We start from the raw sequence: 21,382 nt of genomic DNA, 5'->3' as shown, positions 1-21,382 counted from the left end.
ACCGCTCATGTCCGTGCCCGCGTCCCAGTCCCCCAAGCCGACTTCGCGCCGCCGTCGCCGGACGCGGATCGCCGGCGGGGCGATGCTGCTGATCCTCGCCACCACGGCCTGCTCCAGCCTCGGGCGGACGGCCGTCGGAACCATCTCGTACACCATCGGACCCGAGACGTCCGTCAAGGTGACCAGCCCGAAGGTGCGGGGCTGCCACCGGCTCCCGCCGGCCGGCACGACCGAGGTCTACAACAACACGCTGGTCGACATGGTCATGTACCGGACGCCCGACTGCACCGGCAAGGACACGACGTATCTCGGCAGCAGACTCGCCAACAACACGGCCCCTCAGGCCGCGCCCTGGCGCAGTTACAGCTTCGTGCACTGAGCCGGTTCGCCCGGGCAGGGCTCCTACAGCTCGAACCATCCGTGCCCCACATACCAGTGGCCGCCGTCCAGGAGATGGCGGGCGACGGCGCGTTGCAGGGTGGTGCGCTGCGGCAGTTCCGCCACGGGGAGTTCCCGATTGCCGAAGACGAAGCCGACGGGTTCGCCGTCGGCGGGCTCGTCGTCTTTGTAGGCGGCGCGGAACAAACCCTGGAATCGCGCGATGTTGGAGTGTTCGGGCAGGTAGTCGCGCAACTGCGCGTCAAGCAGCCAGGAGTGGCACACAGCGAGCCGATACCCCTCATCGGGGAAGTGGCGCGCGAAGAACTCCTTGGCCCGGGCGATGGAGTCGGCGCACGCCTCGGGCGTCAACGGGCCCCGGAAGTCGGGGACATGAAGGTCCAGACAGCGGTCGCCGGGGTTCGCGTCGAAGCCTGCCGCCCTAATGCCCCGGCCCGTACGCTCACCGAGGCGTGAGCGCTGGAACTGGAGCCGGCCGAGCTGGTAGATCTCCCCGCGGGAGTGGAGCCGCAGCCATCCGGGCACGGTCAGCCCGCCGCTCCCGCGCCGCTCGCGGTGCAGCGCGATGTGGCGCCCGAGGTCGGCGAGCGTACGACGGGAGACGTCGTCGGGGATGCCGCGCTCCCGGTGGTAGGCCCTGGTGTACGGCAGCGCGGCGACGGCGACATAGACCGGGAACCAGCGCTCCAGATCACCCAACCCCTCTGGCAGGGGCGGCAGTTCGGGCCGTACGTCGACGTTTCCGATGTCCTGGACGAGAGCCCGTGCGGAGTCCTCCAGAAGATCACCCAGCGCGGGTTCGGCGCCGAACCGGGCGGCCAGCGACGTCAGTTCGTTGATGTCCTGGTGCGGCACGGCGAGGTCGAGCAGCGTCTCGGGGAGGTCGTCGGGGAGCGGCATGCGCGCCACCCTAGCCAGCGCGCTGCCTTCGCGCCGCAGTATGCGCGGGCCCGCCCTCTGGACGCGCCTCGCGCGCCCCGGCGGCCCGGCCCCGGCTTGCTCCCCCTCACCTGGAAGCGCCTGGATCCGCCGCGCGCACGACCTCCGCGCCGCCCCGTGAATACGGCACTCGGAGACCAGGAACGCGCCGCCCGGCAGATTCGACACGCCCCACGCTTTCACCCCCGCCCCAGCGGGTACACCCTCTATAGAGGCGATCACCATGCCGCGTACCGGTAACGAACCGATCACCGCCCGCAGTCCCCTGCGGATGCGGCTCTGGCTGAGCATCTGGGGCCTGATCTGGGCCCTCGGTGGCACGGTCGGCTTCGCGCTGGAGGGACGGCCGGGGTGGATGGCGGCCTGCGCGGTTCTGTCGGCGGTCATCGTCGTCGATCTGTTCGTGATCGTCCGCCATATCCGGCAGGGCCCCCACTACCAGCCGGGCCGCGACGTCCCGCCGTACGAGCCGCTGCGCAAACGCCGCCCGTGAGGGCCGGCCCCGCCTCCCCCGAGCCCCGGAGCAGGCACCACCGGCCCCGCTAGTCCCCGTCCTCCTCGAAGCGTGCCGCCGCCACATAGTCCGGCTTCGGGTCCAGGGCGGCGGCCAGGCGGAAGTGGCGCTTGGCCTGGTCCGGGCGGGCCTGGCGTTCATAGGTGCGGGCCAGGGCGAAGTGGGCGAAGGCGTTGTCCGGCTCGCGTTCCAGGACGAGCTGGAACTCCAGCTCGGCCGAGCGGAGCTGGGCCGAGGCGAAGAAGGCGCGGGCCCTGAGCAGGCGGGCCGCGGTGTTCTCGGGGTGGGCCGCGATGACCGAGTCGAGGAGTTTCACGGCACCACGCGGATCCCGGGCGGCCAGGAGTTGCTCGGCCGCGCGGTAGTCGATGACGTGGGTCTCGGGAGTGCTTTCGGCCACGTGCCTGTCCTTTCCCTCGCTGCGCGATGTCAACGCCATGCCCGGCCCCGGTATTCCGTACGCCTGTGAACACGCTTACGCCCCGGCGCCACGGCTCAGAGGGCGGCCGCCGCCAGGGTCAGCCCGAGCGTGACGAGGACTCCGCCCGCCACCATGAACGCCCGGTCCAGGGAGGTGCGTTGGCGGCCAAGGAGGACGATGCTGCGGGGGTCCTCCGGGTCGTAGGACAGCCGGACGCCGACGCCCGGCGGAAGCGGTTCGCGGCGGCTCGGCGGGACGGGCGAAGGGAGTTCGAGGACGAGACCGTCAGCCGTCTCGAACTGGAGGAGAGGACGTGTCGAGCCAGGCGGGGGCGCCTTCACGAGCGCCCACGCGGGCTCCCCCGCCCGCTCGACGCGCCGGGTCTCCCGCAGCCCGTACGCCCCGGCGAGCAGCGCCACCAGGCCGCCGATCGCCGTGAAACCCGCCAGTACGAAGAGCACGGTCGGATCGTAATCCGCACCGGCGACGGACGGCGGGGCAAGCCCGGGAAACCCAGCATGATGAGGGAAATCCGTACGGTTCGCTTACGTATCCGCAGCGCCCGGGGAGTCCCGGGCCCCCGCCCGCGAGTCTTCCAGGGGTTCTGACACGGCTGCCGAACCGCTCGCATACGGCGGCCGTGTGCCCGGCATGGAGGCAGCAAGGCCCCCGCCCTGCCTCGCCCGCTACCGTGCGGTTCGCTCCAGCAGCTCGGACCACACCTTGCGCACCTGGGGTTCGAGCGCTTCCAGCGGGCCGTCGTTGTCGATGACGAGGTCGGCGACGGCCAGGCGCTGGGATCGGTCGGCCTGGGCGGCCATGCGGGCGCGGGCCTCGTCGGCCGCCATGCCGCGCAGGCGCACCAGCCGGTCGAGTTGGGTCTCGGTGCTCGCGTCGACGACGACCACCAGGTCGTAGAGGGCCGCCAGACCGTTCTCCGTCAGGAGGGGAACGTCGTGGATGACGACGGAGTCGGCGCCGGCCGCCGATTCCAGCTCGGCGGACCGCGCGCCCACCAGCGGATGCACGATGCCATTGAGGGTCGCCAGCTTCTCCGGGTCGGAGAAGACGATGCCCCCCAGCCGGGGGCGGTCCAGGGTGCCGTCGGCGGACAGGATGTCGGGGCCGAATGCCTCGACGACCGCCGCCAGGCCCGGAGTTCCGGGCTCGACGACCTCGCGCGCGATCCTGTCCGCGTCGATCAGCACGGCTCCGTAGGAGACGAGCAGCCGTGACACTTCGCTCTTGCCGGCGCCGATACCGCCGGTCAGGCCCACCTTCAGCATGAGCGGAAGCTTAGGCGGACGCCACTACGCATCGCCCTCCCGCTCCGCGAGAAAGCGCTCGAACTCGCGGCCCAGCTCCTCCGCCGACGGGAGATCGGCCGGCTCGGCGACGAGGTTGCCGCGCGATTCGGCGCCCGCCACCGCGTCGTACTGGTGCTCAAGTCCCTGCACCAGGCTGACCAGTTCCTCGTCGCCCTCTCCGATCTGCCGCTCGATCTCGGTCTGGGTGCGCTGCGCCTCCGTACGGAGGCTGTGCGCGACGCTCGGCAGGACCAGGCCCGTTGCCGCCGTGACCGCCTCCAGGGCCGTCAGGGCCGCGTCCGGGTAGGAGGAACGCGCCACATAGTGCGGCACATGGGCGGCGACGCCCAGGACGTCGTGGCCGGACTCCATGAGGCGGTACTCGATCAGCGACTCCGCGCTGCCGGGCACCTGCGCCTCGTCGAACGGCGAACGGTGGCCGGGCATCAGGTCGGTGCGGTTGCCGTGCGGAGTGAGGCCGACGGGGCGGGTGTGCGGCACGCCCATCGGGATGCCGTGGAAGTTGACCGAGAGACGCACACCGAGACGCTCCACGATCTGGCGCACGGCCAGCGCGAAGCGCTCCCACTCCACGTCCGGCTCGGGGCCCGACATCAGCAAGAAGGGCGCGCCCGTGGCGTCCTGCACCAGGCGCACCTCCAGCGCGGGCACCTCGAAGTCGGTCCAGCGGTCGCGCCGGAACGTCAACAGGGGGCGGCGGGCGCGGTAGTCGACGAGTCTGTCGTGGTCGAAGCGGGCGACCACCTGGTGGGGCAGTGTGTCCAGCACCTTCTCGACGATCTGCTCGCCGGTCTCACCCGCGTCGATGTAGCCGTCGAAGTGGTACAGCATGACCAGGCCCGCCGACTCCTGCGCGAGCGCCATGTCGACGACGGCGAGGCCCTTCGGCTCCCATTCGTACAAACTCTGCGGATCAAGCACGATTACCGCTCCTCCTCGTGTTCACCAGGAAGAACGACCGCCAGGACGCGGGCATTCCCGTCCGCGCCCCTTTCCCGCAAAGCGGCGCTCGCCGGAGAGGCTCACCAGGTACCCGGACCACGTGTTCGCCCACAGGAAGCCCCTCGGGGCCGAGGCGTCTGCCAACTCGGTTGTGGGCAAGCCGAGTTGAGCCTCGGCATCTCCGATCCGGCGCCCTCTGGTCCAGACCTTGACATGCCCACAGGGCCACCCTAGGTTCACCCAGCGGTACGGAGTTCAGGTTCTCGCCCCCCATTCATGTACGAGAACATGGCATTGACGCGGAGGATCCCCCATGCGCACGCGCCCGCTGCTTCTCTCCCTGCTGACGACCACCCTCGCCGTGGGCGTCCCCGCCCTCACGACCGCCCACGCCGATACCGCGGCGGTCATCAATGTGGCCACGGCCGCCCAGCTCAAGTCCGCCCTCGCCGCGGCCAAGCCCGGCGACACGATCAAGCTCGCCGACGGCACGTACACCGGCAACTTCAAGGCGACGACGGGCGGAACCGCCTCGGCGCGGATCACCCTGGCCGGCTCGTCGAGGGCCGTCCTCACCGCGGGCGGCGGCTACGGGCTCCACCTCAACGGCGCCTCGTACTGGACCGTCCAGGGCCTCACCGTCACAGGCGGCCAGAAGGGCATCGTGATGGACACCGCCGTCGGGGTCGTTCTGGACTCCGTCACCGTGCACGGCCTCACCATGGAGGGCGTGCACTTCCGCAAGTCCAGCAAGAACGGCCTCATCAGGAACTCGCGGATCTACGACACCGGCCGGGACGGCAGCGGCATGGGCGAGGGCGTGTACGTCGGCACGGCCGGCGATCTGTCGGACCGCAGCGATCAGGTGGAGATCACCGACAACACCATCGGGCCCGGCGTCGGCGGCGAGAACGTCGACGTGAAGGAGGGCACCACCGGCACCCGCATCGTGGGCAACCATTTCGACGGCAGCGGGTTGACCAACGCCCACTTCGACGACTCCTGGGTCGACGTGAAGGGAAACGACGTCCTGGTGGAGAACAACACCGGGGTGCACACCCTGAACAACGGCTACGAGACCCACACCCAGCAGTCCGGCTGGGGATGCGGCACGGTCTTCCGCTCCAACACCTCGGACCTGAGCGACTCCCCCGGCGCGCTGCGGCTCGCCGTCAACGTCACCAACTACAGCGCGGCCACGTGCCCCACGACCGTCTACCGCAGCAACACGGTCATCGGCGGCGAGGGGCTGACCAATATCCCCGTCACCCCGTAGGGACGCGCGTTCCGGTCGCCTGCGGACATGAAGTAAGGCCCGCCCCCAAGGGGAGCGGGCCTTACTTTCAGCTATCTACCAGCCGGGATCAGAGCGTCAGCTCTGGCCGCCCGCCAGCTTCTCGCGCAGGGCAGCCAGCGCCTCGTCCGACGCCAGGGCGCCGGAGTTGTCGTCGGACTCCGAGGAGTACGAACCACCGGAGACGCCCGCCGGGGCACCGGCCGGAGCGGCAGCGCCCTCGGCAGCGGCGGCCTCGTCGGCCTCGCGGGACTTGATGACCTGGGCCTGGTGCTGCTCGAAGCGCGACTGCGCCTCGGCGTACTGGCCCTCCCACGCCTCGCGCTGGGTCTCGTAGCCCTCGAGCCAGTCGTTGGTCTCGGGGTCGAAGCCCTCGGGGTAGATGTAGTTGCCCTGGTCGTCGTAGGACGCGGCCATGCCGTACAGGGTCGGGTCGAACTCGACCGACGCCGGGTCGGCACCGAAGGACTCGTTGGCCTGCTTCAGGGACAGCGAGATCCGGCGACGCTCGAGGTCGATGTCGATGACCTTGACGAAGATCTCGTCGTTGACCTGGACGACCTGCTCCGGGATCTCCACGTGGCGCTCGGCCAGCTCGGAGATGTGGACCAGGCCCTCGATGCCCTCGTCGACGCGCACGAACGCACCGAACGGAACGAGCTTGGTGACCTTACCGGGGACGACCTGCCCGATCTGGTGCGTACGGGCGAACTGCTGCCACGGGTCTTCCTGCGTCGCCTTCAGCGACAGGGAGACACGCTCGCGGTCCATGTCGACGTCGAGGACCTCGACGGTGACTTCCTGGCCGACCTCGACAACCTCGGACGGGTGGTCGATGTGCTTCCAGGAGAGCTCGGAGACGTGCACGAGACCGTCGACGCCACCCAGGTCCACGAAGGCACCGAAGTTGACGATCGAGGAGACGACGCCGGAGCGGACCTGACCCTTCTGCAGGGTGGTGAGGAACGTCTGGCGAACCTCGGACTGGGTCTGCTCGAGCCAGGCGCGGCGGGACAGGACCACGTTGTTGCGGTTCTTGTCCAGCTCGATGATCTTCGCCTCGAGCTCCTTGCCCACGTAGGGCTGGAGGTCGCGGACACGGCGCATCTCGACGAGGGAGGCCGGCAGGAAGCCACGGAGGCCGATGTCGAGGATGAGACCACCCTTGACGACCTCGATGACGGTACCGGTGACGATGCCGTCTTCTTCCTTGATCTTCTCGATCGTGCCCCAGGCACGCTCGTACTGAGCGCGCTTCTTGGACAGGATCAGGCGGCCTTCCTTGTCCTCCTTCTGGAGAACCAGGGCCTCGATCTCGTCGCCGACCTTGACGACCTCGTTCGGGTCGACGTCGTGCTTGATCGAGAGCTCGCGGCTCGGGATCACGCCTTCGGTCTTGTAACCGATGTCGAGCAGGACCTCGTCCCGGTCGACCTTCACGATGACGCCGTCGACGATGTCGCCGTCGTTGAAGTACTTGATCGTCTCGTCGATCGCGGCGAGGAAGGCTTCCTCGTTACCGATGTCGTTGACCGCTACCTGCGGAGTGGTAGAGGTGGTCTCGGTGCTGCTCGTCATGTGGGAAAGGGCTCCGGTTACGGACAGAAAGTCGTAGGTACTGCCACGCCGAAAGCCCGTATCGCCTCTGCATAAGCCGGACAGCCTGGGAAGCGCCGATCCGGGTCGGTCCGGATGGCGCCTCGACAACCGAGGGGACATACAACAGATGGAAGCGCGCCTGCTAGGTCTGAGGTGCGCAGGCTCGCAGCGCAACTTGTAGCATACGGGGGCAGCCGGACAGGGTCAATGCGCGAAGGCGCACACCCGGGGAGGATCCCCGCAATCCCGGCACAACTAAGGTTCCCCGAGGCCCCGATGGGCCCCGCAGACCTCTTTCGAGAACCTTCGAGAACACGGGGTCGCGTTCCGCGCAAACTACAACGACGGACACGATGAGCCAAGAGATCCAAGCGTACGAGTCCGAGAACGGCTCCGATGCCGAGCCCGCGGCGACCCGCCGTACGGCCGGGGACACGGAGAGCAGCCGGGCCAGCCGGGGCTGGTGGGACCGCAACGCCGACGAGTACCAGACCGACCACGGCGCGTTCCTCGGGGACGACCGGTTCGTGTGGGGGCCCGAGGGGCTGGACGAGGCGGACGCGCGGCTGCTCGGCCCGGCCGAGTCCCTCAAGGGCCTGGACGTCCTGGAGATCGGCGCGGGCGCGGCCCAGTGCTCGCGCTGGCTGGCCGCCCAGGGCGCGCGCCCGGTGGCCCTGGACCTCTCGCACCGCCAGCTCCAGCACGCGCTGCGCATCGACGGCGGCGCCTTTCCGCTGATCGAGGCGGACGCGGGCGCCCTGCCGTTCCAGGACGGCTCCTTCGATCTGGCGTGCTCGGCGTACGGCGCGGTGCCCTTCGTGGCGGACCCGGTGAAGGTGTTCCGCGAGGTCCGCCGGGTGTTGCGCCCCGGCGGCCGCTGGGTCTTCTCGGTCACGCACCCGATCCGCTGGGCCTTTCCCGACGAGCCGGGCCCCGAGGGTCTGTCCGTGGCCGCCTCCTATTTCGACCGCACGCCCTATGTCGAGCAGGACGAGAACGGTGACGCGGTCTATGTGGAGCACCACCGCACGCTGGGCGACCGGGTGCGGGACGTGGTGGCGGGCGGCTTCCGCCTGGAGGACCTGGTCGAGCCGGAGTGGCCGGCCTGGAACGGCCAGGAGTGGGGCGGCTGGTCCCCGCTGCGGGGCAATCTGATCCCCGGCACCGCGATCTTCGTGTGCGTACGGGACTGACCTCGTAGGGCCGGCCCGCTCGCCCGCACGGGGCGAGCCCGCCACGTGGTGCCCAGCGTCAGTCATACAAATGGACCGGCCCTGTGGACAGAGCGTCACGCCGTCCGGCGGGACGTACGACACTGAGCGCATGATCCGAACCGCCGCACTCGACGCCCTCCCCGTACGCGAGGCCGTGCCCGAGCTGCTCGCCGCACTCGACGGGCACGGCACGGCGGTGCTGTGCGCCCCGCCCGGCACCGGCAAGACCACCCTTGTGCCGCTCGTCCTGGCGGGGCTGGTCGGGGGCGGCCCGGCGCGGCGGGTCATGGTCGCCGAACCGCGCCGGATCGCGGCACGGGCGGCCGCACGCCGCATGGCCTGGCTGCTCGGCGAGCGCACCGGTGGACGGGTCGGCTTCACCGTGCGCGGCGAACGTTCCGTGAGCGCCGAGACCGTCGTGGAGGTCGTCACCACGGGCGTGCTGCTCCAACGCCTGCAACGCGACCAGGAGTTGACCGGGGTCGACGTCGTGGTGCTCGACGAATGCCATGAGCGCCATCTCGACGCGGACACCGTCGCCGCCTTCCTGCTCGACGTACGAGCCGCACTGCGACCCGAGCTGCGCCTGCTGGCGGCCTCGGCGACGACGGACGCCGAGGGCTGGGCCAGGCTGCTCGGGGACGCGCCGGTGGTGGAGGCCGCAGGGGTCGCCCACCCCGTGGAGGTGGTGTGGGCCCCGCCCTCGCAGCCGGTGCGGCCACCGCACGGCATGCGGGTGGACCCGGCGCTGCTCTCCCATGTGGCCGCCACCGTGCGCCGGGCGCTGACCGAGCGGGCCGGCGACGTGCTGTGCTTCCTGCCGGGGGTGGGTGAAATCGCCCGGGTGGCACGGCAGTTGGGCGATCTGCCGGGCGTGGAGGTGCTTCAGGTGCACGGCCGGGCCCCGGCCTCCGTGCAGGACGCGGTGCTCGCCGGTTCCGAGGGGCGAAGAGTGGTGCTCGCCACCTCGGTCGCCGAGTCCTCACTGACGGTGCCCGGGGTGCGGGTGGTCGTGGACTGCGGCCTGGCCCGCGAACCGCGCGTGGACCACGCCCGCGGCCTGGGCGCGCTGACCACGGTGCGGGCCTCGCAGGCGGCGGCCCGCCAGCGCGCGGGCCGGGCCGGTCGCGAGGCGCCGGGCGCGGTGTACCGGTGCTGGACCGAGGCGGAGAACAATCGCCTGCCGCGCTTCCCGGCCCCCGAGATCAAGGTCGCCGACCTGGCCGCGTTCGCCCTGCAGGCCGCCTGCTGGGGCGATCCCTCGGCCGAGGGCCTCGCCCTGCTCGATGCGCCGCCGGCGGGCGCGATGGCCGCGGCCCGTTCGGTCCTGACGGCGATCGGCGCGGTCGACGACCAGGGGCGCGCCACCGACCGGGGTGCCCGCATGGCCCGGCTCGGCCTGCATCCCCGGCTCGCGCGGGCCCTGCTCGACGGCGCCTCGGAGGTCGGCGCCCGCAGGGCGGCGGAGGTGGTGGCCCTGCTCAGCGAGGAGCCTCCGCGGGAGTACGGGGACGACCTGGCGGCGGCCTGGCGCACCGCGCGCCGGGGCGGGGACGGATACGCGGCGCGCTGGCTCCAGGAGGTGCGACGCCTCGCCTCGTTCGCCGGAACCCATCCCGAGGCGGGCTCCGCCGAGGCCGCCACCGGGCTGATCGCCGCGCTGGCGTTCCCGGAACGGGTGGCGCGGGGTCGTGGCGGCGGTTCGTTCCTTATGGCGTCCGGTACCGGCGCCGAGGTGGGGCAGGGCTCCGGGCTCGGCACGGCGGGCTGGCTGGCGGTGGCCGTCGCGGACCGGCCGGTGCAGGCGGCGTCCGCCCGGGTCCGTCTGGCGGCCGTCATCGACGAGTCGACCGCCCGGCTCGCCGCGGGGCACCTGCTGACCGACGGCGAGGAGGTGCGCTGGGAGGACGGCGACGTCGTGGCCCGCCGGGTGGCCGGACTCGGCGCGATCGAGCTGTCCGTACGCCCGCTGAAGAACGCCGACGCCTCGCTCGTGCGTCAGGCGCTGCTCGACGGCCTGGCACGCGAGGGGCTCGGGCTGCTGCGCTGGACCCGGGACGCCCAGGGGCTGCGGGAGCGGCTCGCCTTTCTGCACCGGGTGCTCGGGGAGCCGTGGCCGGACGTGTCCGACGAGGAACTGTTCGCCCGCGCCTCCCACTGGCTGGAGCCGGAGCTGTCGCGGGCCCGGCGCCGGGCCGACCTCGGGCGGATCGAGGCGGGCGCCGCGCTCAACCGGCTGCTGCCGTGGGCGACCGGGGAGGCGGCCCGGCTCGACGAGCTGGCACCGGAACGCATCCAGGTTCCCAGCGGGTCGCGGATACGGGTGGAGTACGGAGGTGAACAGCCGGTCCTGGCCGTCAAGTTGCAGGAGATGTTCGGCCTGGACGGCACACCGGAGGTGGCCGGGGTGCCCGTCCTCGTCCATCTGCTCTCCCCCGCCGGCCGGCCCGCCGCGGTCACCGCCGACCTCGCGAACTTCTGGCGGGACGGATACCGCGCGGTCCGTGCCGAGTTGCGCGGGCGCTACCCCAAGCACCCGTGGCCCGAGGATCCGACGGCGGCGCAGCCGACCCGGTTCACCAAGGCACGGCTCGCGCGGTAGGGGCGGGATCAGGTGACGGCTCGTGCGACGGCGGGGAGGTGATCAGGCGATGGCCGGGTCGAGATGCTCGGTGACGGCGGGCGGCGGATCGCTGGGGCGGCGGCCGCGGGCCTCCAGCCAGAGGGACAGGGCGAGCAGGACGATCCCGAGCCCGAGGAATCCCCAGGGGAGATAGGAGGTGAGCAGCAGGATCAGGACGCGGTTCTTCTTGACCAGGTCGACGGTGTGCTCGACGTAGTCCTCGCGCATCTTGACGTCGCCGGCGAACACGGTGACCTTGTCGCGGCCGCCGAGGAGGGTGCCGCCGCGCATTTCCTCCTGGTTGAGTTCCTCGCCGTTGACGGGGGCGCCGGTGACCGGGTCGATCCAGAACTTCCGGGTGGTGGTGTACCAGAGGGAGGTACCGGTGGACTTCTCCAGGGTGCTGGAGTCGATGCCCGGCAGGGGCATCTTCTTCGGGTAGGGCACCTTGGTCCACGGGATGGTCTGCTCGAAGTAGTACACGTCGAGGCCGTGGAACTTCTGGGTGCCCTTGTAGTGGATGGGCGCCGAGGTGCGGGCCTGGAAGTCGAAGTACTCGTAGTCCCGCTTCTCGGTCAGGAAGGGCCACTTGAACTCGATGCCCTTGCGCTGCACCGGGTCGCCGTCGACCATCTCACCGGTGGCGTGGACGGGCGCCTGGCTGTGGGCGTCGAAGATGTAGCGCTCGGGTATCTGGGAGACCATCTTGCCGTCGGGGCCCTGCACATAGGCGAGGGTGTCCCACACCACCACGTCCCGCCCCGCGCTCTTCTCGATCTCCCTGGCCGCCTCCACATTGCCCTTGAGCGTCTGGACGACGGTCACCTTCGGGACGGTCCTGGACTGCATGGTGCCGTAGTCGATGAGGGTGGCGTTCTTCGCTTCGAGAACCGCCTCCTGGTACTGGCTGGGCGGGATCTTCGCCAGCCGGGGAAAGGCGTACCAGCGCAGCAGGGGTGACAGGGCGGCGAAGAACACGGCAAGGGCGAGCAGGACGAGACTGGCTTTGCGTCGCATGGACCTGCTCTCCCTCAACTGGTCTGCGTGATCGTCTACTTGGTCTGGGTGATCTTCCCCGGGGCGCTGGGCACGGTGGTGAGCAGCGGCTTGGGCGAGGTCGTGCCCTCGGGAGCACCCATGGCCGAGACCGTCAGGACGAGGGCGAGGGCGGCAACCAACCCGATCGCGGCGGCTATGAGGGCACGCATGCTCGGCCTCCGGGAACTGATGGAGCGTCAGGAGGAGGCACCGTAGCAACGCCCGGCACAGATGAGAACACGTCGAACAGCCCCTCTGCCGTCGGACGGCGGAGGGGCTGCTGAAAAGGACGTGACCGCGAGGCCGTCAGGAAGCGGCGGCGACCTTGAGGTCGAGGGTGAGCGTGGCGCCGCCCTCGGTGGTGACGCGCAGCAGGAAGGTGCCGGTCTGACCGTCCGCGTACATCTTCGGCAGTACCAGGGCGCCGTTCGCGTCGGTCTTCAGGTCCTTCAGTTCACGGACCGGGTTGCCCTTGGCGTCCTTGAAGTACGGGCCCTTGTCGTTGACCTTGGGCGCGGCCTTCGGGTCGGCGCCTGCGGACGGTGACTCGACCATGGTCGCGGACGCCGTCACGCCCGAGGCGACCGCGCCCTTGTACGTCGCCTTGAGGGACACCTGGGCGGCGAACTCGCCACTCGGTACGGCCGTCAGCTCCTTGGCGTCGGCGCGCAGCAGCGCGTCGGCCTGGCGGGCGACGACCGTCGCCTTCCACTGGATGGCGGGCAGCGCGGTCGTGGAGACGGTGGCCCGCACGGTGAACGTGCCCGTCTTCTCGCCCGACTTGAGGGCCGGCACGGCGGCGGTGCCGTCCGCCGCGGTGGTCACGGTCACGGAGGTCGCGGCGCCGGCGAAGCGGGTGTCGGTGTCGCCGACGATCTCGAACTTCACCGCCACCTTCGCCATCACCTTGCCGGACGCGTCCTTCACCCGAGCGATCGGCTGCCCGGCGAACGCGCCGCCGGCGAACGCCGTGAGCTCCTTGGCGCCGGTGCTCTCGAACGTCGTGGGCCGGGGCGTCACGGGTGTCGGCGTCGTGCCGCCGCCGTCGGGCCTGGTGGGCGGCACCGGGGGCTTGACCGGCGGGGCGGGCGGGGTCGGCTTAGGAGCCGGCTTGGTGCTGGGCGGTGTCTGGGGCGTGAGGGGCGGCTGCTTGCCGATGGTGCGGGGGCTGGGGGTCTGGTCACTGCGGCGCACCGGCAGCGAGCCCGTGCCGTCGGGGACCTCGTGGGTGCCGCGCCGGTAGAAGTCGAACCACGTCGTGACCGTGGTCAGGTACTCCTGCGACTGGTTGTAGCTCAGGATCGCCTTGTCCAGGTCGGCCTTCACCGCCAGGTCGCGGCCGCCTCCGCAGAGGTAGAAACCGGCGGCGAGCGACGCGTCGTAGACGTTGTTGGGGTCCTTGACGCCGTCACCGTTGCCGTCCCGGCCCGAGGACGCCCAGGTCGACGGGATGAACTGCATCGGTCCGACGGCCCGGTCGTGCACCTTGTCGCCGTCGTACGCGCCGCCGTCGGTGTCGGTGATGTTGGCGAAGCCCGCGCCGTTGAGCACCGGGCCGAGGATCGGGGTGAGCGTGGTGCCGTTGACATCGACGCGGCCGCCATTGGCGTGCCCCGACTCGACCTTGCCGATACCGCCGAGGAGTTGCCAGGGGAGGTGGCAGTTCGGCCGGTCCGTCGCGAGCGCGGTCTGCGCCCTCTTGTACGCGTCGAGAACCGTCGCGGGTATTCCCTGCTGGTCCCCGACGGGAAGCGTTCCGGTCGACGCGTTGGGCGGCGGCGTCGGCGACACCAGCGGCGGAAGGTCCGTGTAGTACGGCGAGTTGCCGGAGGCCGGGGCGTCCGGGGTGGGCGACGGGGTCGGCGTCGCGTCCGAGGCCGCCTGGTCGATCGGGCTGTTCGCGTGCACGACTCCCGGCGCCTGCGATGCGGACAACGCCGCCACCGCCAGCGCGGCCACCGCCGTGGTGCCCGCTCCCTTACGCAGTCGTCGGCCCATGTGCGGTGCCATACGTCAAGTCCCTCCCCGTACTCGGCTGTCCGCGCTCCCCAGCGCGAGACTCACGTGACACTACGGCAACCGAGGATGCCAGGACACCGTGGGCTGACCGGTTTTCACCATTTCGCCATCTCGGTGCCGCCGGCCGACGGCCGGGTCGCGGATCCGCATACCGAACGCTGTTGATCGCTGACAGGCTATGGGGCTCTGTCAGCTGACGGTTGAAATCGGTCATCGGCTGTTGGTCACGGCCACCATCCAACAGCCCGCGGCTAACGGACGGCTAACACCCCACCCCGGCACCACCCAGGCGCCCCCCGTCTGCCGGGCCCTGGGCCGGGCCCGGCAGACGACAGGCAGATGACCTAGTGCGCCGCCGACTCCCAGTCGTGGCCCGCGCCCACCGACACGTCCAGCGGGGCGCGGAGTTCCACCGCGCCCGCCATCTCGCGGCGCACCAGCGCCTCGACCTGCTCGCGCTCCCCCGGCGCGATCTCCAGGACGATTTCGTCGTGGACCTGGAGCAGCAGGCGGGAGGTGAGGCCGGCGTCCGTCAGGGCGCGGTCCACGTTCAGCATCGCGACCTTGACGATGTCCGCCGCGGTGCCCTGAATCGGGGCGTTGAGCGCCATCCGCTCGGCCATCTCGCGGCGCTGGCGGTTGTCGCTGTTGAGGTCCGGCAGGTAGCGGCGCCGGCCCAGCATCGTCTCCGTGTAGCCCGTCGCGCGGGCCTCTTCGACGGCGCGCTGCAGATAGTCGCGTACGCCGCCGAAGCGCTCGAAGAAGGTGTCCATGAGGCCGCGTGCCTCGCCCGCCTCGATGTTGAGCTGCTGGGAGAGACCGAACGCGGACAGGCCGTAGGCCAGGCCGTACGACATCGCCTTGATCTTGCGGCGCATTTCCGGGTCGACCTGGGTCTTGGCGACGCCGAAGACCTGGGAGGCGACGGTGGTGTGGAGGTCTTCGCCCGACGTGAACGCCTCGATGAGGCCGGCGTCCTCGGACAGGTGGGCCATCACGCGCAGTTCGATCTGGCTGTAGTCCGCGGTGAGCAGTGACTCGTAGCCCTCGCCGACGACGAAGCCGCGCCGGATCGCCCGGCCCTCGTCGGTACGTACGGGGATGTTCTGCAGGTTGGGGTCGGTGGAGGACAGGCGTCCGGTCGCGGCGACGGTCTGGTTGAACGTGGTGTGGATGCGGCCGTCCGTCGCGATCGTCTTGATCAGGCCTTCGACGGTGACCCGCAGCTTCGCCTGTTCGCGGTGGCGCAGCATGATGACGGGCAGTTCGTGCTCGGTCTGGGCGGCGAGCCATGCCAGCGCGTCGGCGTCCGTGGTGTAGCCGGTCTTGGTCTTCTTCGTCTTGGGCAGGGCCAGTTCGCCGAAGAGGACTTCCTGGAGCTGCTTGGGCGAGCCGAGGTTGAACTCGTGGCCGACCGAGGCGTGCGCCTCCTTCACCGCTTGCTGCACGGCGGCGGCGAACTGCTGCTCCATCGCCTCCAGATGGGCCCGGTCGGCGGCGATGCCGTAGCGCTCCATGCGGGCGAGCAGGAGGGAGGTGGGCAGTTCCACGTCGTGCAGCAGGTCCGTCGCGCCGACCTCCTTGAGCCGCTCGGCGAAGGCCGCGCCCAGGTCGAGCACGGCGCGCGCCTGCGTCATGAGGGCGGCGGCCTCGGCCTCGTCGTCCGCGCCGAAGGCGAGTTGCCCGTCGGCGGCGCCGGCCGGGGCCAGTTCGCGTCCCAGGTACTCCACGGACAGGGCGTCGAGCGCGAAGGAGCGGCGGCCGGGCTTGACCAGGTAGGCGGCGAGCGCGGTGTCCATGGTGACGCCGGCGATGCTCCAGCCGTGTTCGGGGAAGACGCGCATCGCGGCCTTGGCGTTGTGCATGATCTTCGGCTGGGCCGGGTCGGCGATCCAGGCGGCGAAGGCCTGCTCGTCGGCGGCGTCGATCAGCGCCGGGTCGAACCAGCCGGCCGCGCCGTCCGCCGCGGCGAGCGCGATCTCGGTGACGCTTCCGGAGCCCAGGGCCCAGGTGTCGACGGTGGCCATGCCCAGGGGCTGGCCGCCGTGTTCGGCCAGCCAGGGCGCGAGTTCGCCCGCGCCGAGGACCGTGCCGTCGACCTCCACGCCTGCGGCCGGCGCGGGGGCCTGCGCCTCGCCGGCGCCCGGGTCGACGGCGAGGAGGCGCTCGCGCAGTGAGGGGTTGCGGATCTCCAGGACGTCGAGGACGCCGGTGACGGCGCTGCGGTCGTAGGGGGCGCGCTCCAGCTCGGCCGGGCCCTTGGGCAGCTCGACGTCCTTGATCATCTCGGTGAGGCGGCGGTTGAGCTTCACCGCGTCCAGGTGGTCGCGGAAGTTCTGCCCGGCCTTGCCCTTGATCTCTTCGGCGCGCTCGACGAGCTCCGCGAACGAACCGAATTGGTTGATCCACTTCGCGGCGGTCTTCTCACCGACGCCGGGGATGCCGGGCAGGTTGTCCGACGGGTCGCCGCGCAGCGCCGCGAAGTCGGGGTACTGCTGCGGGGTCAGGCCGTACTTCTCCTCGACCTTCTCCGGGGTGAACCGGGTCAGCTCGGAGACGCCCTTGGTGGGGTAGAGGACGGTGACGTTGTCGGAGACGAGCTGGAAGGAGTCGCGGTCGCCGGTGACGATCAGGACCTCGAAGCCGGCCGCCTCGGCCTGCGTGGCCAGGGTGGCGATGATGTCGTCGGCCTCGAAGCCGTCCGTCGCGAACCGGTCGACGTGCATCGCGTCGAGCAGCTCGCCGATCAGCTCGACCTGGCCCTTGAACTCGTCCGGGGTCTTCGACCGGTTCGCCTTGTAGTCGGGGAACTCGGTGGAGCGCCATGTCTTGCGGGACACGTCGAACGCCACCGCGAAGTGCGTGGGCGCCTCGTCACGCAGGGTGTTCGCCAACATGGACATGAAGCCGTAGACCGCGTTGGTCGGCTGGCCCGTCGCGGTCGTGAAGTTCTCCGCGGGCAGCGCGAAGAACGCCCGGTACGCCAGGGAGTGCCCGTCCATGAGGAGCAGGCGCGGTCGGTTGTCCGGGGTCTTCTTCGATGCTGTCTCAGCCATGACCCCGATCCTGCCACGCCCCACTGACAATCCCCGCCAGTCCCCGCCAGGCCCCGTTCCCACCCCGGCCCCGCACCCGCTGCGCCCCGCGCCGGCCCGCGGCCGGAGCCTGGGCCGCACGGCTGTCGGTGGGGCGTGACAGGATCGAAGACGTACGCATCTCGTGTTCGCTCGAAGGGGAGCAGCGCATGGCCACCAAGCCGCCCGCAGGTGATCCGGTTCAGGACGCGCCGCAGGTCGAGGCGCCCCAGCACGCCGCCGCCGGCCTCCCCGCCATCGGTCACACGCTGCTGATGGCCCAGCAGCAGATGGGCCTGCGCCGCACCGCGCGGACGCTGCTCAAGGTCAACCAGAAGGACGGCTTCGACTGTCCGGGCTGCGCCTGGCCCGAGGGCGACAAGCGGCACACCGCTGAGTTCTGCGAGAACGGCGCGAAGGCCGTCGCCGAGGAGGCGACGCTGCGCCGGGTCACGCCCGACTTCTTCGCCGCGCACCCGCTCGCCGACCTCGCCGCCCGCAGCGGGTACTGGCTGGGCCAGCAGGGCCGCATCACCCACCCCATGTATCTGCCGCCGGGCGCGGACCGGTACGAGGCGATCACCTGGGAGCGGGCGTTCGCGATCATCGCGGAGGAGCTCAACGCGCTCGACTCCCCCGACGAGGCCCTCTTCTACACCTCGGGGCGCACCAGCAACGAGGCGGCGTTCCTGCTCCAGCTCTTCGCGCGCGAGTTCGGCACCAACAACCTGCCGGACTGCTCCAACATGTGCCACGAGTCGTCGGGGTCGGCGCTCACCGAGACCCTGGGCGTCGGCAAGGGCAGCGTCTCGCTGGAGGACCTCCACCAGGCCGATCTGATCGTGGTCGCCGGGCAGAACCCGGGCACCAACCACCCCCGGATGCTGTCCGCCCTGGAGAAGGCCAAGTCCGCCGGAGCGAAGATCATCTCGGTGAATCCGCTGCCGGAGGCGGGCCTGGAGAAGTTCAAGAACCCGCAGACACCCCAGGGCATGATCAAGGGCGCCGCCCTCACCGACCTGTTCCTCCAGATCCGCATCGGCGGCGACCAGGCCCTCTTCCGCCTGCTCAACAAGCTGATCGTCGAGACCGAGGGCGCCGTCGACGAGCTGTTCGTGCGCGAACACACCCATGGGTACGAGGAGTTCAGGGCCGCGGCCCTGGAGGCCGACTGGGACAGCACCCTCGCCGCGACCGGCCTGACCCGCGCCGAGATCGAGAAGGCATTGGCGATGGTGCTCGCCTCCCAGCGCACCATCGTGTGCTGGGCCATGGGCCTGACCCAGCACAAGCACTCCGTGCCGACCATTCGCGAAGTCGTCAACTTCCTTCTGCTGCGCGGCAACATCGGCCGCACCGGCGCCGGGGTCTGCCCCGTGCGCGGCCACTCCAACGTGCAGGGCGACCGCACCATGGGCATCTTCGAACGCCCGGCGCCCGCCTTCCTCGACGCGCTGGAGAAGGAGTTCGGCTTCGCCCCGCCCCGCCACCACGGCTATGACGTCGTGCGCTCCATCGAGGCGCTGCGCGACGGGCGGGCCAAGGTGTTCTTCGCGATGGGCGGCAACTTCGTGGCCGCCACCCCCGACACGGAGGTCACCGAGGCCGCGATGCGCCGCGCCTCGCTCACCGTGCACGTCTCCACCAAGCTCAACCGCTCCCACGCGGTCACCGGGCGGCGCGCGTTGATCCTGCCCACCCTGGGCCGCACCGACAAGGACGTGCAGCACAGCGGCCGCCAGTTCGTGACGGTCGAGGACTCCATGGGGATGGTGCACGCCTCCCGCGGCAACCTGGCGCCCGCGAGCCGCCATCTGCTGTCCGAGCCGGCCATCGTCGCGCGCATGGCTCGGGCCACCCTGGGCGCCAAGTCCCTGGTGGACTGGGCCGAGTTCGAGAAGGACTACGCCACGATCCGCGACCGCATCGCACGCGTGGTGCCCGGCTTCGACGACTTCAACGCGAAGGTCGCGCACCCCGGCGGCTTCCAGCTCGCCCACGCCCCGCGCGACGAACGCCGCTTCCCCACCGCCACCGGGAAGGCCAACTTCACGGCCGCCCCCGTGGAGGCCCCCGAGCTCCCCGAGGGCCGGCTGCTGCTTCAGACGCTGCGCTCGCACGACCAGTACAACACCACCATCTACGGCCTCGACGACCGCTACCGCGGCATCAAGGGCGGGCGCCGCGTCGTCCTGGTCAACCCGGAGGACGCCCGCCGACTCGGCCTGGCCGACGGCTCGTACACCGATCTCGTCAGCGAGTGGAAGGACGGGGTGGAGCGGCGCGCGCCGGGCTTCCGCGTCGTGCACTACCCGACGGCGCGCGGCTGCGCCGCCGCGTACTACCCGGAGACCAACGTCCTGGTGCCGCTGGGCGCCACGGCCGACGTCAGCAACACCCCGGCCAGCAAGTCGGTGGTGGTCCGCTTCGAGAGCACGCGGCAGGAGGCGGGCCCGGGAATGAGAGCTGAGCCCTAAGCGTTTGCTCAGGCATCTGGTATGACGGTGCGGACACAGAGTCGTGAGCGCAGATGAACGGAGCCGGAGCCCATGGGCGAGCAGCACAGCGTGAAGTTTCCGCAGGAAGTCCTGGATGAGTACGCGGCCCTCGGCGTCGATCTGCCCGCCATGTTCTCCGCCGGGCACCTGGGCACCCGCATGGGCGTGCAGATCATCGAGGCCTCGGCGGACAAGGTCGTGGGCACCATGCCCGTCGAGGGCAACACCCAGCCGTACGGGCTGCTGCACGGTGGCGCCTCGGCGGTGCTCGCCGAGACGCTCGGCTCGGTCGGTTCGATGCTGCACGGCGGCAGCACCAAGATCGCTGTCGGAGTCGATCTGAACTGCACCCACCACCGGGGTGTGCGCAGCGGCCTGGTCACCGGTGTCGCCACCCCCGTGCACCGGGGGCGCTCCACGGCGACGTACGAGATCGTCATCACCGACGAGCAGGACAAGCGGGTCTGCACGGCCCGGCTGACCTGCCTGCTGCGCGACGCGCAGGGCCTCGCAGGCTGAGAACCCGCGACAGCCGGGCGCGGCACCGTACCGATGAGCGCGGCACCGCACCGTCCGGCGCGCGGCACCGTACGGTTCGGCGCGGCACCGGATCATCCGCGCGAGGTGGCCCCGGATCACGCGCGCACGCGCGCACGCGCGCACGCGGCACGGGATCACCCGCCGCGATGCGGCACCGTAGCGCCCATCCCGCACGGAGCGCCCAACTCCGGTACGTACGGGGTGAGTTGAGTCGATGACGGCCGGTGAGTCGAGGACTCACCGGCCATTGTCACCTCCCCGGCCGGGCTCTAACGTCGTGTCATGACACCCCGAGCGCGGCCCCGGGCACGGTGGACACTGCTGGGCGCGCTCGCCGCCTCGGCCGCCCTGGCGGGCTGCTCGACCACCGGGCCTTCCTCGCACAGCACCCCTTCGACGACCGTCACGGTCGCCAACTCGCCCTCACCGCATGTCACTTCACCGGCGGAGCTGTGCGTCCATCTGGTCACGTACTGGGCGGAGCAGGAGCTGGACCAGGGGCAGGGCTCGGGTCTGGACTATCAGGAGAAGGGCCTGTCCGACGGGCAGAACGCGATCCTTCTGACCGCGCTGGCCGCGGCACGCAAGGAGCGCGCGGCCCACGGAGCGGCGGCCGGCGACCGCGTCATCGAGCAGGAGGCGCGGCAGGGTTGTGAGGAGCGCTATCGCAACGGGACGCCGACGACCGACCCTTGGGCGCAGACGAAGCAGCCCCAGCCATCCGGCTCGCCGTAACACAGCGTAACGATCATGGCGGGGGTCAAGATCGAGAACCGGCCACCGGAGCACACCCGCCCGGCCACCGACCGGGTTCCGGACGCAGGGTGGCCTGTCAGCACCATGATCCCCTCAAGCCCCTTAGCGGAACTGGGCGTTCTCATCATGCGAGAAATCCCCACGCCCCGAAATGTACAAATTGTCCGCCCTGTGCCATCAAGGT

Annotated in this window: 18 protein-coding genes; 8 read left to right on the top strand and 10 right to left on the bottom strand. The window is 70.8% G+C overall.

Annotated features, from left to right (window positions below):
- Nucleotides 1–7 precede the first annotated feature (7 nt).
- A complete protein-coding gene (locus tag N4G70_RS05165; RefSeq protein ID WP_261711156.1) occupies nucleotides 8–379 on the top strand; it encodes a hypothetical protein in 372 nt (123 codons plus the stop codon).
- Nucleotides 380–402: 23 nt separating this feature from the next.
- Here the strand turns inward: N4G70_RS05165 and N4G70_RS05160 are convergent, their stop codons facing one another.
- Nucleotides 403–1,299, bottom strand: a complete 897-nt coding sequence (locus N4G70_RS05160) for an acyltransferase domain-containing protein (protein WP_261711155.1) — start codon at nucleotides 1,297–1,299, stop codon at nucleotides 403–405.
- Between the two features lie 262 nt (nucleotides 1,300–1,561).
- On the opposite strand from N4G70_RS05160, the gene N4G70_RS05155 reads away from it, so the two are divergent.
- The gene (locus N4G70_RS05155) at nucleotides 1,562–1,831 is read left to right on the top strand and encodes a DUF6343 family protein (protein WP_261711154.1); all 270 of its coding nucleotides are present in this window, start codon (nucleotides 1,562–1,564) and stop codon (nucleotides 1,829–1,831) included.
- Nucleotides 1,832–1,880: 49 nt separating this feature from the next.
- Here N4G70_RS05155 and N4G70_RS05150 read toward each other — a convergent pair whose 3' ends face one another.
- From N4G70_RS05150 to N4G70_RS05135, 4 genes are all read right to left on the bottom strand, one after another.
- Nucleotides 1,881–2,291, bottom strand: a complete 411-nt coding sequence (locus N4G70_RS05150; RefSeq protein ID WP_261711153.1) for a tetratricopeptide repeat protein — start codon at nucleotides 2,289–2,291, stop codon at nucleotides 1,881–1,883.
- A 56-nt stretch (nucleotides 2,292–2,347) separates the two neighbouring features.
- Nucleotides 2,348–2,734 (bottom strand): DUF3592 domain-containing protein, encoded by a 387-nt coding sequence (locus N4G70_RS05145; protein WP_261711152.1) that lies wholly within the window; start codon nucleotides 2,732–2,734, stop codon nucleotides 2,348–2,350.
- 225 nt (nucleotides 2,735–2,959) lie between these two features.
- A complete protein-coding gene (gene coaE / locus N4G70_RS05140) occupies nucleotides 2,960–3,559 on the bottom strand; it encodes a dephospho-CoA kinase (protein WP_261711151.1) in 600 nt (199 codons plus the stop codon).
- A 24-nt stretch (nucleotides 3,560–3,583) separates the two neighbouring features.
- Entirely contained in the window at nucleotides 3,584–4,522 is a 939-nt protein-coding gene (locus N4G70_RS05135; protein ID WP_261711150.1) for a PAC2 family protein, read from the bottom strand.
- A 334-nt stretch (nucleotides 4,523–4,856) separates the two neighbouring features.
- On the opposite strand from N4G70_RS05135, the gene N4G70_RS05130 reads away from it, so the two are divergent.
- Nucleotides 4,857–5,819, top strand: a complete 963-nt coding sequence (locus N4G70_RS05130; protein WP_261711149.1) for a nitrous oxide reductase family maturation protein NosD — start codon at nucleotides 4,857–4,859, stop codon at nucleotides 5,817–5,819.
- Between the two features lie 96 nt (nucleotides 5,820–5,915).
- On the opposite strand, the gene rpsA is transcribed toward N4G70_RS05130, so the two are convergent.
- A complete protein-coding gene (gene rpsA, locus N4G70_RS05125; protein WP_053729297.1) occupies nucleotides 5,916–7,415 on the bottom strand; it encodes a 30S ribosomal protein S1 in 1,500 nt (499 codons plus the stop codon).
- Between the two features lie 374 nt (nucleotides 7,416–7,789).
- Between rpsA and N4G70_RS05120 the strand changes: the two genes are divergently transcribed.
- On the top strand, nucleotides 7,790–8,629 hold the full coding sequence (locus N4G70_RS05120; protein ID WP_261711148.1) for a class I SAM-dependent methyltransferase: 840 nt from the start codon (nucleotides 7,790–7,792) through the stop codon (nucleotides 8,627–8,629).
- Between the two features lie 130 nt (nucleotides 8,630–8,759).
- A complete protein-coding gene (gene hrpB / locus N4G70_RS05115) occupies nucleotides 8,760–11,252 on the top strand; it encodes an ATP-dependent helicase HrpB (protein ID WP_261711147.1) in 2,493 nt (830 codons plus the stop codon).
- A gap of 42 nt (nucleotides 11,253–11,294) precedes the next feature.
- Here hrpB and N4G70_RS05110 read toward each other — a convergent pair whose 3' ends face one another.
- The 4 genes from N4G70_RS05110 to polA all read right to left on the bottom strand — a co-directional run bounded on the left by N4G70_RS05110 (nucleotide 11,295) and on the right by polA (nucleotide 17,386).
- Complete coding sequence (locus N4G70_RS05110) at nucleotides 11,295–12,290, bottom strand: DUF3068 domain-containing protein (protein ID WP_261711146.1); 996 nt, start codon at nucleotides 12,288–12,290, stop codon at nucleotides 11,295–11,297.
- Between the two features lie 35 nt (nucleotides 12,291–12,325).
- Nucleotides 12,326–12,481 (bottom strand): SPW_0924 family protein, encoded by a 156-nt coding sequence (locus N4G70_RS05105; protein WP_261711145.1) that lies wholly within the window; start codon nucleotides 12,479–12,481, stop codon nucleotides 12,326–12,328.
- A gap of 136 nt (nucleotides 12,482–12,617) precedes the next feature.
- The gene (locus N4G70_RS05100) at nucleotides 12,618–14,321 is read right to left on the bottom strand and encodes a lytic transglycosylase domain-containing protein (protein WP_261711144.1); all 1,704 of its coding nucleotides are present in this window, start codon (nucleotides 14,319–14,321) and stop codon (nucleotides 12,618–12,620) included.
- A 353-nt stretch (nucleotides 14,322–14,674) separates the two neighbouring features.
- Nucleotides 14,675–17,386, bottom strand: coding sequence for a DNA polymerase I (gene polA / locus N4G70_RS05095; RefSeq protein WP_261711143.1), 2,712 nt, complete (start codon nucleotides 17,384–17,386; stop codon nucleotides 14,675–14,677).
- A gap of 188 nt (nucleotides 17,387–17,574) precedes the next feature.
- On the opposite strand from polA, the gene N4G70_RS05090 reads away from it, so the two are divergent.
- The 3 genes from N4G70_RS05090 to N4G70_RS05080 all read left to right on the top strand — a co-directional run bounded on the left by N4G70_RS05090 (nucleotide 17,575) and on the right by N4G70_RS05080 (nucleotide 21,177).
- The gene (locus N4G70_RS05090) at nucleotides 17,575–19,881 is read left to right on the top strand and encodes an FdhF/YdeP family oxidoreductase (protein ID WP_261711142.1); all 2,307 of its coding nucleotides are present in this window, start codon (nucleotides 17,575–17,577) and stop codon (nucleotides 19,879–19,881) included.
- A gap of 72 nt (nucleotides 19,882–19,953) precedes the next feature.
- Nucleotides 19,954–20,421: a PaaI family thioesterase gene (locus tag N4G70_RS05085; protein ID WP_261711141.1), complete on the top strand. Its 468-nt coding sequence runs from the start codon at nucleotides 19,954–19,956 to the stop codon at nucleotides 20,419–20,421.
- A gap of 303 nt (nucleotides 20,422–20,724) precedes the next feature.
- Nucleotides 20,725–21,177 carry a hypothetical protein gene (locus N4G70_RS05080; protein WP_261711140.1) on the top strand — a complete coding sequence of 151 codons (453 nt, stop codon included), beginning with the start codon at nucleotides 20,725–20,727 and terminating at the stop codon, nucleotides 21,175–21,177.
- Nucleotides 21,178–21,382 lie beyond the last annotated feature (205 nt).

The sequence above is a fragment of the Streptomyces sp. ASQP_92 genome, assembly GCF_025399895.1.
In the GTDB taxonomy this organism is placed as follows: domain Bacteria; phylum Actinomycetota; class Actinomycetes; order Streptomycetales; family Streptomycetaceae; genus Streptomyces.
The sequence above is the reverse complement of the archived record's forward strand: the minus strand, read 5'-3'. Positions and strand labels throughout refer to the sequence as shown.

Bases quoted from the DNA above. Each gene is read 5' to 3' on its own strand.
- N4G70_RS05155 (WP_261711154.1), top strand. From the start codon at position 1,562: ATGCCGCGTACCGGTAACGAACCGATCACCGCCCGCAGTCCCCTGCGG.
- polA (WP_261711143.1), bottom strand. From the start codon at position 17,386: ATGGCTGAGACAGCATCGAAGAAGACCCCGGACAACCGACCGCGCCTG.
- coaE (WP_261711151.1), bottom strand. From the start codon at position 3,559: ATGCTGAAGGTGGGCCTGACCGGCGGTATCGGCGCCGGCAAGAGCGAA.
- N4G70_RS05165 (WP_261711156.1), top strand. From the start codon at position 8: ATGTCCGTGCCCGCGTCCCAGTCCCCCAAGCCGACTTCGCGCCGCCGT.
- N4G70_RS05110 (WP_261711146.1), bottom strand. From the start codon at position 12,290: ATGCGACGCAAAGCCAGTCTCGTCCTGCTCGCCCTTGCCGTGTTCTTC.
- rpsA (WP_053729297.1), bottom strand. From the start codon at position 7,415: ATGACGAGCAGCACCGAGACCACCTCTACCACTCCGCAGGTAGCGGTC.
- N4G70_RS05085 (WP_261711141.1), top strand. From the start codon at position 19,954: ATGGGCGAGCAGCACAGCGTGAAGTTTCCGCAGGAAGTCCTGGATGAG.
- N4G70_RS05130 (WP_261711149.1), top strand. From the start codon at position 4,857: ATGCGCACGCGCCCGCTGCTTCTCTCCCTGCTGACGACCACCCTCGCC.
- N4G70_RS05080 (WP_261711140.1), top strand. From the start codon at position 20,725: ATGACACCCCGAGCGCGGCCCCGGGCACGGTGGACACTGCTGGGCGCG.
- N4G70_RS05150 (WP_261711153.1), bottom strand. From the start codon at position 2,291: ATGGCGTTGACATCGCGCAGCGAGGGAAAGGACAGGCACGTGGCCGAA.
- N4G70_RS05160 (WP_261711155.1), bottom strand. From the start codon at position 1,299: ATGCCGCTCCCCGACGACCTCCCCGAGACGCTGCTCGACCTCGCCGTG.
- hrpB (WP_261711147.1), top strand. From the start codon at position 8,760: ATGATCCGAACCGCCGCACTCGACGCCCTCCCCGTACGCGAGGCCGTG.
- N4G70_RS05105 (WP_261711145.1), bottom strand. From the start codon at position 12,481: ATGCGTGCCCTCATAGCCGCCGCGATCGGGTTGGTTGCCGCCCTCGCC.
- N4G70_RS05100 (WP_261711144.1), bottom strand. From the start codon at position 14,321: ATGGCACCGCACATGGGCCGACGACTGCGTAAGGGAGCGGGCACCACG.
- N4G70_RS05090 (WP_261711142.1), top strand. From the start codon at position 17,575: ATGGCCACCAAGCCGCCCGCAGGTGATCCGGTTCAGGACGCGCCGCAG.
- N4G70_RS05120 (WP_261711148.1), top strand. From the start codon at position 7,790: ATGAGCCAAGAGATCCAAGCGTACGAGTCCGAGAACGGCTCCGATGCC.